14 protein-coding genes are annotated in these 13,870 nt (G+C 72.9%); 8 read left to right on the top strand and 6 right to left on the bottom strand.

Annotation, left to right across the window (positions count from 1 at the left end; all coding sequences use genetic code 11):
• Positions 1-18: 18 nt before the first annotated feature.
• Entirely contained in the window at positions 19-1,812 is a 1,794-nt protein-coding gene (locus tag PUR56_RS25580; RefSeq protein WP_329950628.1) for a bifunctional metallophosphatase/5'-nucleotidase, read from the top strand.
• Positions 1,813-1,927: 115 nt separating this feature from the next.
• Here the strand turns inward: PUR56_RS25580 and PUR56_RS25575 are convergent, their stop codons facing one another.
• The 5 genes from PUR56_RS25575 to PUR56_RS25555 form a co-directional block, all read right to left on the bottom strand.
• Positions 1,928-3,484, bottom strand: a complete 1,557-nt coding sequence (locus tag PUR56_RS25575) for a sensor histidine kinase (protein WP_443034566.1) — start codon at positions 3,482-3,484, stop codon at positions 1,928-1,930.
• Positions 3,481-4,257 carry a response regulator transcription factor gene (locus PUR56_RS25570; RefSeq protein ID WP_329950627.1) on the bottom strand — a complete coding sequence of 259 codons (777 nt, stop codon included), beginning with the start codon at positions 4,255-4,257 and terminating at the stop codon, positions 3,481-3,483. Before PUR56_RS25570 ends, PUR56_RS25575 begins: the two co-directional genes overlap by 4 nt.
• A 100-nt stretch (positions 4,258-4,357) precedes the next feature.
• A complete protein-coding gene (locus PUR56_RS25565; protein WP_329950626.1) occupies positions 4,358-5,557 on the bottom strand; it encodes a S1C family serine protease in 1,200 nt (399 codons plus the stop codon).
• 94 nt (positions 5,558-5,651) lie between these two features.
• Positions 5,652-6,698 (bottom strand): LacI family DNA-binding transcriptional regulator, encoded by a 1,047-nt coding sequence (locus tag PUR56_RS25560; protein ID WP_329950625.1) that lies wholly within the window; start codon positions 6,696-6,698, stop codon positions 5,652-5,654.
• A 124-nt stretch (positions 6,699-6,822) separates the two neighbouring features.
• Complete coding sequence (locus PUR56_RS25555) at positions 6,823-7,557, bottom strand: response regulator transcription factor (protein WP_329950624.1); 735 nt, start codon at positions 7,555-7,557, stop codon at positions 6,823-6,825.
• A gap of 728 nt (positions 7,558-8,285) precedes the next feature.
• Between PUR56_RS25555 and PUR56_RS25550 the strand changes: the two genes are divergently transcribed.
• From PUR56_RS25550 to PUR56_RS25525, 7 genes are all read left to right on the top strand, one after another.
• Positions 8,286-8,588 carry a MoaD/ThiS family protein gene (locus PUR56_RS25550; protein WP_329950623.1) on the top strand — a complete coding sequence of 101 codons (303 nt, stop codon included), beginning with the start codon at positions 8,286-8,288 and terminating at the stop codon, positions 8,586-8,588.
• A 5-nt stretch (positions 8,589-8,593) separates the two neighbouring features.
• The gene (locus tag PUR56_RS25545) at positions 8,594-10,243 is read left to right on the top strand and encodes a hypothetical protein (protein ID WP_329950622.1); all 1,650 of its coding nucleotides are present in this window, start codon (positions 8,594-8,596) and stop codon (positions 10,241-10,243) included.
• A gap of 184 nt (positions 10,244-10,427) precedes the next feature.
• Positions 10,428-11,144: an LmeA family phospholipid-binding protein gene (locus tag PUR56_RS25540; protein ID WP_329950621.1), complete on the top strand. Its 717-nt coding sequence runs from the start codon at positions 10,428-10,430 to the stop codon at positions 11,142-11,144.
• A gap of 299 nt (positions 11,145-11,443) precedes the next feature.
• Positions 11,444-11,524, top strand: coding sequence for an Ms5788A family Cys-rich leader peptide (locus PUR56_RS43580; RefSeq protein WP_350517234.1), 81 nt, complete (start codon positions 11,444-11,446; stop codon positions 11,522-11,524).
• A gap of 259 nt (positions 11,525-11,783) precedes the next feature.
• Complete coding sequence (locus PUR56_RS25535; RefSeq protein WP_329883989.1) at positions 11,784-12,617, top strand: sulfurtransferase; 834 nt, start codon at positions 11,784-11,786, stop codon at positions 12,615-12,617.
• A 40-nt stretch (positions 12,618-12,657) separates the two neighbouring features.
• The gene (locus PUR56_RS25530; RefSeq protein ID WP_030397542.1) at positions 12,658-12,948 is read left to right on the top strand and encodes a DUF1416 domain-containing protein; all 291 of its coding nucleotides are present in this window, start codon (positions 12,658-12,660) and stop codon (positions 12,946-12,948) included.
• Positions 12,949-13,015: 67 nt separating this feature from the next.
• Positions 13,016-13,288 carry a DUF3099 domain-containing protein gene (locus PUR56_RS25525; RefSeq protein ID WP_329950620.1) on the top strand — a complete coding sequence of 91 codons (273 nt, stop codon included), beginning with the start codon at positions 13,016-13,018 and terminating at the stop codon, positions 13,286-13,288.
• A gap of 46 nt (positions 13,289-13,334) precedes the next feature.
• Here the strand turns inward: PUR56_RS25525 and PUR56_RS25520 are convergent, their stop codons facing one another.
• Positions 13,335-13,715, bottom strand: a complete 381-nt coding sequence (locus tag PUR56_RS25520; protein WP_329883987.1) for a DsrE family protein — start codon at positions 13,713-13,715, stop codon at positions 13,335-13,337.
• Between the last annotated feature and the right edge of the window lie 155 nt (positions 13,716-13,870).

Raw genomic sequence — 13,870 nt, 5'->3', positions numbered from 1 at the left:
GGTGCAGGGGACCCCTTCATGCTCTCCGTCAGATCCCGACGTGCGGCGCTGGCCGTCATCGCCGCCGCCGGCCTGGTGGGCACGGTGGCCGTGCCCACCGCGGCCCAGGCCGCGGACGCCAAGCGTCCCAAGACCGTCAACCTCCAGTTGCTGGCCATCAACGACCTGCACGGCAACCTGGAGGCCCCGGCCGGCTCGTCCGGCACCATCCGCGAGATCGACCCGGCCACCGGCCAGCCCGTCAACACCCCGGCAGGCGGCGTCGAGTACCTGGCCACCGCGCTGCGCGACGCGCGCATACCGGCCGACGACTCGATCACCGTCGCCGCCGGCGACCTGGTCGGCGCCTCCCCGCTGACCTCGGCGCTCTTCCACGACGAGCCCACCATCGAGGCGCTGGACAAGCTCGGCCTGGACGTCACCTCGGTCGGCAACCACGAGTTCGACGAGGGCGCCGCCGAGCTGCGCCGCCTCCAGGACGGCGGCTGCCACCCGGTCGACGGCTGCTACGAGGAGGGGCGCAAGTTCAAGGGCGCCAACTTCAACTACCTGTCGGCCAACGTCACCGACGAGAAGACCGGCAAGCCGCTGCTGGCCCCGTACTGGGTGACCAAGTCGCAGGGCGTGAAGGTCGGCTTCATCGGCGTCACCCTGGAGGGCACGCCGAACATCGTCACCGCCGAGGGCGTCAAGGGCCTGAAGTTCGGCAACGAGGTCGCCACGATCAACAAGTACGCCGCGGAGCTGAAGGCCAAGGGCGTCAACTCGATCGTCGCGCTGATCCACGAGGGCGGCCTCCCGGCCAGCAGCACGTACAACTACGACTGCGGCCCGGCCGGCCAGGGCATCTCCGGCCCGATCGTCGACATCGCCAAGAACATCGACCCGGCGGTCGGCGCCATCGTCACCGGTCACACCCACAACGCGTACGCCTGCACCATCCCGGACCCGCAGGGTGTGCCGCGTTCGGTGACCAGCGCGGCCTCCTTCGGCCGGCTCTACACCGAGATCGACCTGAAGCTCGACAAGACCACCGGCACGATCGTCCGTCCGTCGGTCAAGGCCGAGAACCACATCGTGCGCCGCACGGTCGCGAAGGCCCCGGACATGACGGAGCTGATCGCGCACTACTCCAAGCTGGCCGCGCCGATCGCCAACCGCCCGATCGGTTACATCGCCTCGGACATCAACGGCCGCGGCAACAGCGACCCGGAGAAGCCGCTCGGTGACGTGATCGCCGACGCCCAGCTGGCCGGTCTCGCCCCCGCCGACAAGGGCGGCGCGCAGATCGCCTTCATGAACCCGGGCGGTATCCGCTCCGACCTGGTCTTCAAGGCCAGCGGCGCCGAGGGCGACGGGGTGGTGACCTACGGCGAGGCGTTCACCGTCCAGCCGTTCACCAACATGATGCAGGTCAAGACGCTGACCGGCGCCCAGCTGATCCAGCTGCTCCAGCAGCAGGTGAGCGGTCCCAACGAGGCCTCGCCGAAGATCCTTCAGTCCTCCAAGGGCCTCACCTACACCCTGGACATGCGCAACAAGGGTGCCGAGCGGCTCGTCGTCGACTCGGTCCGGCTGAACGGCGCGCCGATCGACCCGGCCGCCAAGTACCGGGCCGCGGCCAACGAGTTCCTGGCCGGCGGCGGCGACGGCTTCCCGGCCTTCGCGGCCGGCACCGACAAGCTCGTCGGCGCCTCCGACCTGGACGTCTTCGCCGCGTACCTCGGTGCCAACAGCTCGGCCGCCGCGCCGCTTCAGGCGCCGGCGCAGGACCGCATCAAGGTCATCGGCCCGGGCAGCAGCATCGGCTGACCGTGAGCCGGTCGGGGCGGGGCGCCGTCGGGGCGCCCCGCCCCTCTGTGTTTTCCGGGCCTGTCGTCCGACGCCCGCCGCCTGTCGCACGCGGCTTCCGGGGCGGCACCCGGGCTCAGGCCCGGGTCGGCCCGCCGGGCATCCGGACGGTGGCGAGCGTGCCCGGGCCGCCGTCCGGGGCCGGGCCGAGCGACACCTCGCCGCCGGCCTCCCGGACGCTCTGCGCCACGATCGACAGCCCCAGCCCGGAGCCCGGGAGCTGGCGCGAGGACGGCGAGCGCCAGAACCGGTCGAAGACGTAGGGCAGTTCGTCCGGCGGGATGCCGGGACCGTGGTCGCGGACGGTCAGCACGCCCTGCTGGAGACGGACGTCGACGGCTCCGCCGGGCGGGCTGTACTTGACCGCGTTGTCCAGCAGATTGATTACGGCGCGTTCGAGGGCCGCGGCGTCGGCGTGCACGAACCAGGGCGCGACGTCGGTCTCGAAGACCAGCCCGGGGCCGCGCAACCTGGCGCGGGCGACGGCGCGTTCGGCGATCTCGTGCAGCGCGACCACGGCGAGGTTCCCGCCGGGCTTGGGGGAGTCCGGACGGGACAGCTGGAGCAGGTCGCCGATCAGGGCGGTGAGTTCCTGCATCTGGGCCTTCATGTTGCCCAGCAGCTTGGTCTTCGTGGCGGGCGGCAGCGGGCGGCCGGTGTCGTCGCTGCGGATGAGCAGGTCGACGTTGGTGCGCAGCGAGGTGAGCGGGGTGCGGAGCTCGTGCCCGGCGTCGGCGATCAGACGGGTCTGCCGCTCGCGGGAGTTGGCCAGCGCGGTGCTCATCGAGTTGAAGGAGGTGGAGAGCCGGGCGATCTCGTCCTCCCCGTGCACCGGGATGGTGGTGCCGACCTCCTCGGTGCGGGCGATGTGCTCCACGGCGTCGCTGAGCCGGTCGACCGGCTTGAGCGCGGAGCGGGCCACGAGCCGGCCGGCGAGCCCGGCCAGGATGACGCCGCCGACGGCCACTCCGCCGAGGACGACGGCGAGTTGGCGGAGATCGCGCTCGATCCCGTCGACGGGGGCGGCGGTGAGGTAGGCGTAGCGGTCCCCGGTCGACGGGTCGGCGAGCAGGTTGACGCGGACCATGGCCGGGGTGCCGTCGAGGTAGCGGCCGTCCCGGTAGACGAATTCCTTGGACAGGGTGCCGACGAGGTCGCCGGCCTTGACCTCGACCGCCTTCGGCACCGAACCGGAGGTGAGGCAGACGGTGCCGTTCTTCCCGTAGAGCTCGGTCGTGAACTGGCCGGCTCCCCGGGGCGGGTTGTTGCCGACGAGGTGGGTCGAGAGCCTGTCGCGGATCTTCGCCGCGGCCTCCGCCTTGGCCTGGGCGTCCGGGGGCGACGCGGCGCAGTACCCGAGCCAGCTGCGCTGGAGCGTCGGGTCGGGCGGTTCCGGCGGGGGTACGTCCATGGCGCGGGAGAGGTTCTCCCTGACCTGGCCGTAGAGCTTCTGCTCCACGATGAACCAGCAGGCCAGCGCCGAGGCGGCGATGGCCACCGCGACCGCCGCCGCTGTCAGGAAGGTGAGGCGGCTGCGCAGTGAGCGGGCCCGGTACCAGGTGTGGAGGCGTTGCCGGGTGCGGTGCGGGACGCGCGGCGGGGCGAGTGGGGGTGGTGGGACGGCGGGGGTCACGTGAGCGTGCCGGCGGCCGGGCGGAGCGCGTATCCGACTCCGCGGACGGTCTGGACGAGCCGGGGCAGGCCGCCCTGCTCGGTCTTGCGGCGCAGGTACATCACGTACACGTCCAGCGAGTTGGAGGAGGGCTCGAAGTCGAAGCCCCAGACCGCCTTGAGGATCTGTTCGCGGGTGAGCACCTGCCGGGGGTGGGCGAGGAACATCTCCAGCAGCATGAACTCGGTGCGGGTCAGTTCGACCGGTCGGCCGGCCCGGGTGACCTCGCGGGTCGCGGTGTTCATCCGGAGGTCGGCGAAGGCCAGGACGTCGCCCTCCTCCTCGACCGCGGCGGCCCGGGCGGCGGCCTCGCCGGCGAGGGCGTTGCGGCGGAGCAGCGCGCGGACCCGGGCGAGGAGTTCGTCCAGTTCGAAGGGCTTGGCGAGGTAGTCGTCGGCGCCGACGTCGAGGCCGGTGACCCGGTCGCCGACGGCGTCCCGGGCGGTGAGCATCAGCACCGGGACGGTGTCGCCGCGCGAGCGCATCCGGCGGACGGCGGTGAGGCCGTCCATCCGGGGCATCATGATGTCGAGCAGGACGAGGTCCGGCCGGTCGCGTTCGACGGACTCCAGCGCCTCGTACCCGTCGGTGGCGGTGGAGACCTCGTAGCCCTCGAAGGCGAGGCTGCTCTCCAGCGCGTCCCGGAGGGCGGGTTCGTCGTCGACCACGAGGAGCCGGGCGGTGGGCTGCTGCCCGGGCTCGGCGGAGGTGCGGTCGTCAACGGACGGGGTCATGGGCGGTTGCCCTTTCTCTGGGCCTGAGGGCGCGGTGGTCGCAGGGCCGTGCTCGGAGGACCTGCTCGGAGGACCTGCTCGGGTCAATTGTCGGGCGTCGTCAGACGTTCTGGCCGGACTGCAGCTTGGGCAGCACCTGCTTGATGTCGTCGATCGGGATGGCGAAGCCGAGACCGACGCTGCCGGCGCCGCTGCCGCCGGCCGTGGCGCCGGCGCCGGCGGGCGAGTACATGGCCGAGTTGATGCCGATGACCTGCCCGCCGGCGTTGATCAGGGGGCCGCCGGAGTTGCCGGGGTTGAGGGCGGCGTCGGTCTGGAAGGCCCGGTAGGTGGTGGTGTCGCCGCCGGTGGGCCGGTCGGTGCCGCGCAGTCCGGGCAGGTCGGGGAAGCCGAACCCGCCGTTGCCGCTGGTGGTGCCCTCGTCGAGCTGGACGGTGACCTCGCGGTGCTGGGCGCTGATGATGCCGGAGGTGACGGTGCCGGTGAGGCCCTCGGGGTTGCCGATGGCGACGACCGGGTCGCCGACCGAGACGGCGGAGGAGTCGCCGAGGACGGCCGGGGTGAGCTTCTTGGCGCCGCTCGCGGTGATCACGGCGGCGTCGAGGCTCTTGTCGGTGCCGGTGAGGGTGGCGCGGGCGGTGGAGCCGTCGTGGAAGGTGACGGTGATCTGCCCGCCGGCGGCCGCGGCGGCGACCACGTGGTAGTTGGTGAGGATCTGGCCGCCTGCGGTGAGCACGACGCCGGTGCCGGTGGCGGTGCCGTTGGTGCCCTGGACGCTGATCTGGACGACGCTGGGCGAGACGGCCGCGGCGATGGCGGCGACGTCGGCGCCGCCGTCGGAGCGGGCGGCGACCGGGCTGGCGACGGTGCCGGTGCGGCTGCCGGAGCCGTGCTCCTGGGCGGCGACCACGCCGCCGGTGACCCCGCCGAGCACGGCGGCGACCGCGGCGACGGCGGTGACCAGGGTGAGCCTGCCGCGCAGCAGGCCGCGGCGGGCCCGGCCGCCGTGGGAGGCCGGGGCGCCGTCGCCGTGCCCGGACGGCACCGGCGGCACCGGCGGGACCGGGGGTGCGGGAGGGCCTGCGGGCGGGGGAGGGGGCGGAGTGCCGACCGACGGGCTGCCCGCGGCCGGGTACCCGGGGTCCTGGTGGGTGCTGCTGCCGAGCACGGTGCCCGGGATGACCTGCGGATCCCCCTGGCCGTACGGCAGCCCGTCGCCGTACGGGTCCTGCCGTCCGTACGCGGTCCCGTACGGGCCGTCGTCCTGCGTGCCGCCGCGGTACTGCTCGTGATCGCTCATGCCGACCAACGTCCGCCCGCCGGATGAGAATCCGGTGAGAGTGCGCTCAGAACGCCCCGAGAAGCCTGTTGACTTCTCATAAAGCCTGGTCAGGCTAGTTCGCGGGGCCGGCCGGCGAGCAGCCGCAGGAACGCCGGACGACCAGGCGCGACGGGAACTTGCGGACCCGTTCGGTGTCCGAGCCGGGCACCATCAGCGAGTCGTCCAGCACCAGGTCGACCGCGGCCCGGGCCATCGCGTCCCGGTCGGAGGCGACGGTGGTCAGCGGCGGGTCGGCCAGCGCGGCCTCCGGCACGTCGTCGAAGCCGGCCACCGCGAGGTCCTCGGGCACCCGCAGGCCGAGTTCGCGGGCGGCGCGCAGCACGCCGATCGCCTGGTCGTCGGTGGAGCAGAAGATCGCCGGCGGGCGGTCGGGGGAGCCCAGCAGGCCGAGCGCGACGTCGTAGGCGCCGTACCGGTGGAACGGCGCGTCGATCAGGCGTGACTCGGTGGGCAGGCCGTGCGCGTCCATGGCGCGCTGCCAGCCCTCGACGTGGTCGATGACCGGGTCGCCGGGGGCGGGGGACTCCACCGGGCCGCCGAAGCAGGCCACGTACGAGTGTCCGTGCACCTCCAGGAGGTGGCGGACGACGGCCTCGGCGCCGCCCACGTCGTCGGTGACCACCGCGACGTCGTCGATGGCCTCGGGCCGGCGGTGCAGCAGGACGACCTTCGCGCCCTCCATCGCGGCGAACTCCTCGGCGGCCCGCTGGGACGGCCCCTGGCTGACCAGGATCAGGCCGGAGACCCGCATGCCGAGGAAGGCCCGGACGTAGTGGACCTCGCGGTCGTCGACGTAGTCGGAGTTGCCGATCAGCACCAGCTTGCCGCGTTCGGAGGCGGCGCGTTCGACGGCGTGCGCCATCTCGGCGAAGAACGGCTGACGGGCGTCCGGGACGACCATGCCGATCAGGTTGGTGCGGCGGGAGGCCATCGCCTGGGCGACGCTGTTCGGCCGGTAGCCGAGCTGCTCGATCGCCGCGAGGACCTTCTCCCGGGTGGCGGGCGCGACCGGTCGCGGCCCGTTGTTGATGACGTAGCTGACGACCGCGGTCGAGGTACCAGCCAGTCGGGCTACATCGTCGCGCGTCACTTTGGCCACGGGGGGAGTCTACGCGTGTGGCGTGCCGCGGGGCAGAGGGGACCGCGGCTACCGGGCGGTACCCGGAGGACAGCGCGGGGCGAATGCGGACAGGCCGGGCGGGTGTTCCCGCCCGGCCGACCGGTCAGGCCTCCAACGGGGCCGAGGAGCGCAGCGAAGCGGTCTCGGGCCGCTCCCCCTTGTCCGGCTTCTCGGGGACGACGAAGCGGTAGCCGACGTTGCGCACGGTGCCGATCAGCCCTTCGTGTTCCACGCCGAGCTTGGCGCGCAGCCGCCGGACGTGCACGTCGACCGTCCGGGTGCCGCCGAAGTAGTCGTAGCCCCAGACCTCCTGCAGCAGCTGCGCCCGGGTGAAGACCCGGCCGGGGTGCTGGGCGAGGTACTTGATCAGCTCGAACTCCTTGAAGGTGAGGTCGAGCACCCTGCCCTTGAGCTTGGCGGAGTAGGTGGCCTCGTCGACCGACAGGTCGCCGTTGCGGATCTCCATCGGGCCGTCGTCGGTGACCACCTGGAGGCGGCCCATGGCCAGGCGCAGCCGGGCCTCGACCTCGGCGGGGCCGGCGGTGTCGAGCAGGACGTCGTCGATGCCCCACTCGGCGGTGACCGCGGCCAGGCCGCCCTCGGTGACCACCAGGATCAGCGGGCAGCCGATGCCGGTGGAGCGGAGCAGCTGGCAGAGGCTGCGGATCTGCGGCAGGTCCCGCCGGCCGTCGACCAGGATGACGTCTGCACTGGGGGTGTCGACCAGGGCGGACCCTTCGGCCGGAGCCACCCGGACGTTGTGCAGCAGCAGGCCGAGGGCGGGCAGTACCTCCGCGGAGGGCTGCAGCGCGTTGGTGAGGAGGAGCAGAGAACTCATACCCGGTAGTCCCCTTTCCGGGTCGTCGCGGTCGCGTTACGGCTGCCGCCACAGCCGGATGGCGCACGTTCGGGGAGGTGCCGAGCGCAGCGCGTCCCGCGAGGGGCGGCGGCGGTCGGCGGGAGGGTGGGGGAAGCGGCGGACACCGGTGGGGAGCCGGAGCAGTCGTCGGCGCGCACGGCGGAACGGGGCGCGCGTCGAGGGTCCCGCAACCCGCGATGCACCGTTTCTGCCTTGCTCATCCGTGAACCTTCCGGTCCTGTCCGGTTCCGGGTGGCGGCCCGGAGCCGGGGTTCCGACACCCCGGCCTGGCCCCGGCACGTCGTTGTGCCGCTGGTGGCGGGGCGGTCCCTGCGGCACGCCGGGGGTGGGCCGACGATTCGCACGGACGTCCGTACTGGCGTCCTGAAAGCACAAAAGGATCCGGGGGCGACTCTGCCCGGACCCTCAGGGGTCGAGGATAGCCGACGGGTCCCCGCCCGGGGGAGGGCTCGAAACCGGCGGTTCGGCCTTTTCGGGCGCGCCCCGGGTGAGCCTGGCCACAGCTTCGCTCGGCCGACGGCGGGCGCCGGGCCAGGGCGGTTGCCGGTGGTGCGGGCGAACAGGCCATCATGGGACGCACATCGGCGGCACCGTGCGCGTACCCCTTTCGGGTGGGGCGCGGGCGCTCCGGTGGTGGACCCGGCCGGGGTACCGGGCCCGGGCGAGGACGACGAGAAGGGGTTGCCATGGGCGCGACCACCGGGCATCACGACCCGGCCGGCGCCACGCGGGTGAGCGGGACGATCCGCTACTGGGCGGCGGCGAAGTCGGAGGCCGGGCTGTCCGAGGAGCCGTACCGGGCGGCGACCCTGGCCGAGGCACTGGCGGCCGTCCGGCAGCAGCACGCGGACCGGCCGAAGCTCGTCGGGCTGCTCGGACACTGCTCCTACCTGGTGGACGGTTCGCCGGTGGGCGGCCGTGACCACGCGGCCGTGACCCTCACCGAGGGCGGCACGGTCGAGGTACTCCCCCCGTTCGCGGGCGGGTGAGCGGCGTGACCGAGCCGAACAACCCCACCCCGGACAGCAGGCCGCAGCGGCAGTATCCGTACGGGCCGCCGCAGCCGCAGCCGCAGCCGCAGCCGCAGCCGCAGTATCCGCAGGGGCCGCCGCCGCAGCAACCGCCCTATCCGTACGCCCCGCAGCAGGCGTACGCGCCGGATCCGTATGCGCAGCAGGGGCTTGCGGCTCAGCCGTACGCCCCCGATGCGGGGCATGCGCCCTACGGTGGCCATCCCGGTCAGCAGCCCCCCGCACCGCCCTACGGCCAGCAGCCGTCCGCGCCGCAGTCGTACGGCGAGCAGCCCCGGAACGGCCACGGCGGGCAGAACCCGTACGGCCGACCGCCGTACGGTGCCGGGCCGGGTGCGGGTGCGGCGGACGACGCCGCGACCGCCCTGCTTCCGCCGGTGCCCCCGTTGGAGGACCCGGCGGCCACCACACTCCTGCCGCCGGTCCCGGCATCGGACGCGACGCCCGGGGCGCACGCCCAGGCCCAGGCACATGCCCAGGCACAGGCGCACGCCCAGGCCCAGGCTCAGACGCACGCCCAGGCACAGGCTCAGGCCCAGGCAAACGCTCAGGCCCAGGCTCAGACGCACGCCCAGGCACAGGCTCAGGCCCAGGCAAACGCTCAGGCGCACGCCCAGGCGCAGGCGCAGGCCCAGGCCCAGGCGCAGGCTGAGGCTGAAGCCCAGGCCCAGCCCTTCGACTCGCCGACCATGACGCTGAAGCGTCCGCCGGCCCCCACGCCGACTGATCCGGCCACCGCCCGGGCCGCCCGCGCGGCGCGTGCGGCACGGGCGGGACGGCAGGCTCCGCCCGCACGGCAGGCGCCGCCCGCCGCGTACGCGGCCCCGGCCGAGCCCGTTCCGGGGCTGCCGGCGCAGCCGTTCCCGGCCCCCGTGCCGTCGGCCGTCCCGGCCGGGTCCGCCCGGACCGGTTCGCCGATCATCGACCCGGGCCTCCTGCCGGCCGTGATCACCGCCGGTGCGGCCGCGCTGCTGGCCGCCGGTGCGGCCCTCGGCCAGGTGCCGCTGGCCCTGGTGGTGGCGCTGCTCCAGGTGCTGACGGCCGCCGGATGGTTCCGGCTGAACGGCATGTGGCCGGCCCGCCAGGGCATCGCGCTGGCGGCGCTGTCCGGTCTGGTCGCCGACGTGGCGGTGCTGCTGGCCGACGCGGACGGCGGCACGGCGGCGGTGGTCGGGACCCTCGGCGGCTTCTTCCTGCTGGTCCTGGTGCTGCAGACGTTCCGGCCCGCCGATCCGAAGGAGCGGTTCTACGCGCTCACCGTGCTCGGCTCGGCCACGGTGGTGACGGTGCTCTGCGCCGCGCTGCTGCTGGCCGACTGGGTGCCGGCGGCGGTCGGAGGCGTCGCCCTGGCGACCCTGCTGGCAGCGGCGCCGCTGCCCGGCCCGAAGCTGCTGGGCCCCGTGCTCGGCCTGCTGGCGGCGGTGGGCCTCGGCCTGGCCGTGGGCGCGCCGCCCGCGCTGGGTGCGGCGGCCGGGATCGGTGCCCTGGTCGGGCGCCGGGTGGCCGGGTACGACTTCCCGTCCCGGTTCGTGCACATGACGGCGGGGGTGGCGCTCCCGCTCGCGGTGGCGGCGCCGCTGGTCTGGATCGCCACCGAACTGCTCGCCGGCTGACCCGGCCGGTCCGGCCGCCCGCCCCACCACGGGCCGGTGGCCGGGCCCGGCACGCGCCGTACGGCGTCCCGTTCCCGGAACCATGCCCCGGGGCGGGACGTCGTACGGTCGTGCGAGGGCGGCCGCCCCTGAGCGGTCGGATCCGACTTCGAACGACAGCGACCGGCGACGACGGGGGAGAGCGATGCGCGGCTGGCTGAAGGTGACGATCGGCCTGGTGGTGCTCTCGGGAGCACTGGTGGGCGCGGACCGGGTCGCCGTCGGGGTGGCCGAGGACGAGGCCGCCGAACAGATGCTGAAGAGCGGCCGGATGAACCAGCGGCCGGACGTGTCGATCGGGGGCTTCCCGTTCCTCACCCAGGTCCTGTCGATGAAGCTGGACGACGTGCGGATCTCCTCGGACGGCCTGACCGTGGGTGACGGCAGCCACCAGGTGGCGCTGCACTCGTTCGAGGCGAAGCTGGCGGGCGTCAAGGTGAGCGACAGCATGAGCAGCGCCACCGTGGACACCGGGACGGGGAGCGGCCTGATCTCCTACGCGGACCTCTCCCAGCTCCTGCCGCCGGCCTCCCAGCTGGTGCCGAACGCGACCGGGCTCTCGCTGGGCGGCAACACCCGGCTGAGCCTCTCGTACGGCGGCCCGGGCAAGATCAAGGCCGCGTTCGGGCCGGTCCCGGTCGGCGAGGGCACGGTGCGCAACCAGGGCAACACGGTGACGGCGGAGGGTTTCCGGCTGACCGGGATGGCCGCGGTGCTGGCCGGTCTGACCAGCCAGAAGCTGGATCCGGTGAGCTTCACCCTCTCCTCGCTCCCGGCGGGTCTGAACCTGGCTGCGGTCACGCCGCAGGAGGACGGCCTCCGGCTGACCTTCGACGGCAAGGGCGTGAAGCTCATCGGCTGACCGGCTGACCGGCTGCCCGCCTGACCGGCTGACCGGCACCGGCCGGTCAGGCCGGGCCGGGCCGGGGCGGGTCCGCTTCCCGCCGGTCGTGGTCGTTCGCCTTCGTTCCGCTCCGCGAGACGCGCTGTCCAGCGCGGACCGCGGAGCGGTCGTGTTTCCGCCCCCTGACCGAGGGACGTACGGTGCCCGGCCGGTTCACGGCGCCCATGAATCGACCAAATCCCAGCATGTGATCCATCTGGTCTCAACATTCGATACGCTGATGACAGCGGGCGTCAAGTGTCCCTAGCATCGTCGGCATGAAGCGACAGACGGACCTCACGAAGCGGCGGGCGGTAGACCTGTGCCGCGTGGCCGCCTGTCTGTGTCGAATGCGTTAACTCGGCATCTTGGCTGGGCAGTTGTCGCCCGCCGCCGATTCCTCCGGTGACCTGGACCGGCCTCCCGGGCCGAACGTCGCCGCCGTGCACCGCAGATCACCGCCCGGCCGTGCCGCAGGCCTTCTCCGTCCCATTATTCGGACGTGAATTCGGACCGGTCACCGTCGGACACCCCGCAGCACCCCTCTCCGGCTCACGGCCGGGAGACCCCAGAGCAGCACCACCTTCCGCCAACCGCCCTCGGATGGAGAACATCACCATGAGCCGCAGCGACGTCCTGGTCGACGCCGACTGGGTCCAGGCCCACCTGGACGACCCGAAGGTCGTCATCGTCGAGGTCGACGAGGACACCTCCGCCTACGACAAGAACCACATCCGCAACGCGGTCCGGATCGACTGGAAGACGGACCTCCAGGACCCGGTCCGCCGCGACTTCATCGACCAGGCCGGCTTCGAGGCGCTGCTCAGCGCCAAGGGCATCGCCAACGACGACACGGTCGTGCTCTACGGCGGCAACAACAACTGGTTCGCGTCGTACGCCTACTGGTACTTCAAGCTGTACGGCCACGGTGACGTCCGCCTGCTCGACGGCGGCCGCAAGAAGTGGGAGCTGGACTCCCGCGACCTCGTCGCCGAGGTGCCGGCCCGCGCCGCGACCTCGTACACGGCGCAGGCCGCCGACGCCTCGATCCGCGCCTTCCGCGACGACGTGATCGACGCCATCGGCAGCCTCAACCTGGTCGACGTGCGCTCGCCCGACGAGTTCTCCGGCAAGCTGCTCGCCCCGGCCCACCTCCCGCAGGAGCAGTCGCAGCGCCCCGGCCACGTGCCGAGCGCCCGCAACATCCCGTGGGCGAAGAACGCCAACGACGACGGCACCTTCAAGAGCGACGACGAGCTCAAGGCCCTCTACGAGGCCGAGGGCATCGACCTGGCGAAGGACACCATCGCCTACTGCCGCATCGGCGAGCGCTCCGCGCTCACCTGGTTCGTGCTGCACGAGCTGCTCGGCCAGGAGAACGTGAAGAACTACGACGGTTCCTGGACCGAGTACGGCAGCCTGGTCGGCGTGCCGATCGAGCTCGGCAACTGAGCCGCCTGCTCCACCCGTAAGGCTGAAGGGAAGACAAGACATGTGCGGTGCGAAGGCCGGTGGGCCGGACCTGGCAGGAGTTGACGTGGCGAACGAGACGATCATCCAGGGTTCCGTGACCCGCGACGGCGAGCCGGTCAACGGCTACGTCCGACTGCTCGACGAGGGCGGTGAGTTCACCGCCGAGGTGCCCACCTCGGCGACCGGCCAGTTCCGGTTCTTCGCCCGCCCGGGCAAGTGGACCCTGCGGGCGCTCATCCCGGGCCAGACCGTGGACCGCCAGGTGGTCGCCTCCCAGGGCAACCTGACCGAGGTCGCGATCGCGGTCTGATCCACCCCGGTGACGTCGTGCCCGAGGGCCCCTGCCGTGCAGGGGCCCTCGGGCATACCGTGGAGGAGTGCAGGCACGCCGGCGACACCGCTACTACTTCGCCATGATGGGCGTCTGCCTCGGGCTGTTCGTGCTGGCCTGGGGCGTCGTGCGGTTCTGGTCCGTCCCGGTCGCGATCGGCATGTGCGCGGTCGCGATGGTGATCCCGCCCGCCGCCGCGGTGTTCGCGAACCGGCGGGACCCCGAGGACGACTGGTGGAACGACCCGCGCTGGGAGGACCCGAAGTGGGACGACCCCGGCCACGACCGGGACCGCCCCGACCGCGAACCCCGCAGGTAGACGGGCACCCGTACGGCCCCGGTCGGCGGCCGGCCGTCCGGCCGCGTCAGTAGACGAGCGCCTGCACGCCGTCGGCCATGATCTCGCTGACGAAGACCTGTGCGCCCGCGATCCGGACACCCTCGACGGTGTCCTTCTGCTCGATCCCGCGCCGCGCCGCGCACTGGGTGCAGAGAGTGACCGTGCCGGCCGCCAGGAGCGACTCCAGCAGGTCCGGCAGCGGCGCCGCGTGCGGCAGCTCGAACTCGGCCGCCCTCCCGGGCAGGGCGAACCACGACGACTCGCCGGTCAGCCAGAGCGAGACCTCGACCCCGCTGGCGACGGCCACCGCCGCCACCGTGAACGCCTGCGAGCACCGCTCCGGCGCGTCCGCCCCGGCGGTGACCTTGATGACGAGCTTCTTCGACTGCTGCGACTGAGACGACATGCCGACACCCTAGATCCAATGCCGTGTAGATAGAGCTTGCGGATTCCTGTCACGGGTCTGGTGTGGTCAGGATGTCGATGCTGATGGTGGCTTTGTAGCTGGTCCGGTCGATGGTGCCTTTGGCGTTGTACTTGGAGATCGCGCGTTTGACGACG

It is taken from the genome of Streptomyces sp. BE303, from assembly GCF_036290945.1.
GTDB lineage: Bacteria > Actinomycetota > Actinomycetes > Streptomycetales > Streptomycetaceae > Kitasatospora.
This window is presented reverse-complemented; position numbering and strand designations above follow the sequence as displayed.

Bases quoted from the DNA above. Each gene is read 5' to 3' on its own strand.
- PUR56_RS25580 (WP_329950628.1), top strand. From the start codon at position 19: ATGCTCTCCGTCAGATCCCGACGTGCGGCGCTGGCCGTCATCGCCGCC.
- PUR56_RS25570 (WP_329950627.1), bottom strand. From the start codon at position 4,257: ATGACCCCGTCCGTTGACGACCGCACCTCCGCCGAGCCCGGGCAGCAG.
- PUR56_RS25565 (WP_329950626.1), bottom strand. From the start codon at position 5,557: ATGAGCGATCACGAGCAGTACCGCGGCGGCACGCAGGACGACGGCCCG.
- PUR56_RS25555 (WP_329950624.1), bottom strand. From the start codon at position 7,557: ATGAGTTCTCTGCTCCTCCTCACCAACGCGCTGCAGCCCTCCGCGGAG.
- PUR56_RS25550 (WP_329950623.1), top strand. From the start codon at position 8,286: ATGGGCGCGACCACCGGGCATCACGACCCGGCCGGCGCCACGCGGGTG.
- PUR56_RS25540 (WP_329950621.1), top strand. From the start codon at position 10,428: ATGCGCGGCTGGCTGAAGGTGACGATCGGCCTGGTGGTGCTCTCGGGA.
- PUR56_RS43580 (WP_350517234.1), top strand. From the start codon at position 11,444: ATGAAGCGACAGACGGACCTCACGAAGCGGCGGGCGGTAGACCTGTGC.
- PUR56_RS25535 (WP_329883989.1), top strand. From the start codon at position 11,784: ATGAGCCGCAGCGACGTCCTGGTCGACGCCGACTGGGTCCAGGCCCAC.
- PUR56_RS25530 (WP_030397542.1), top strand. From the start codon at position 12,658: ATGTGCGGTGCGAAGGCCGGTGGGCCGGACCTGGCAGGAGTTGACGTG.
- PUR56_RS25520 (WP_329883987.1), bottom strand. From the start codon at position 13,715: ATGTCGTCTCAGTCGCAGCAGTCGAAGAAGCTCGTCATCAAGGTCACC.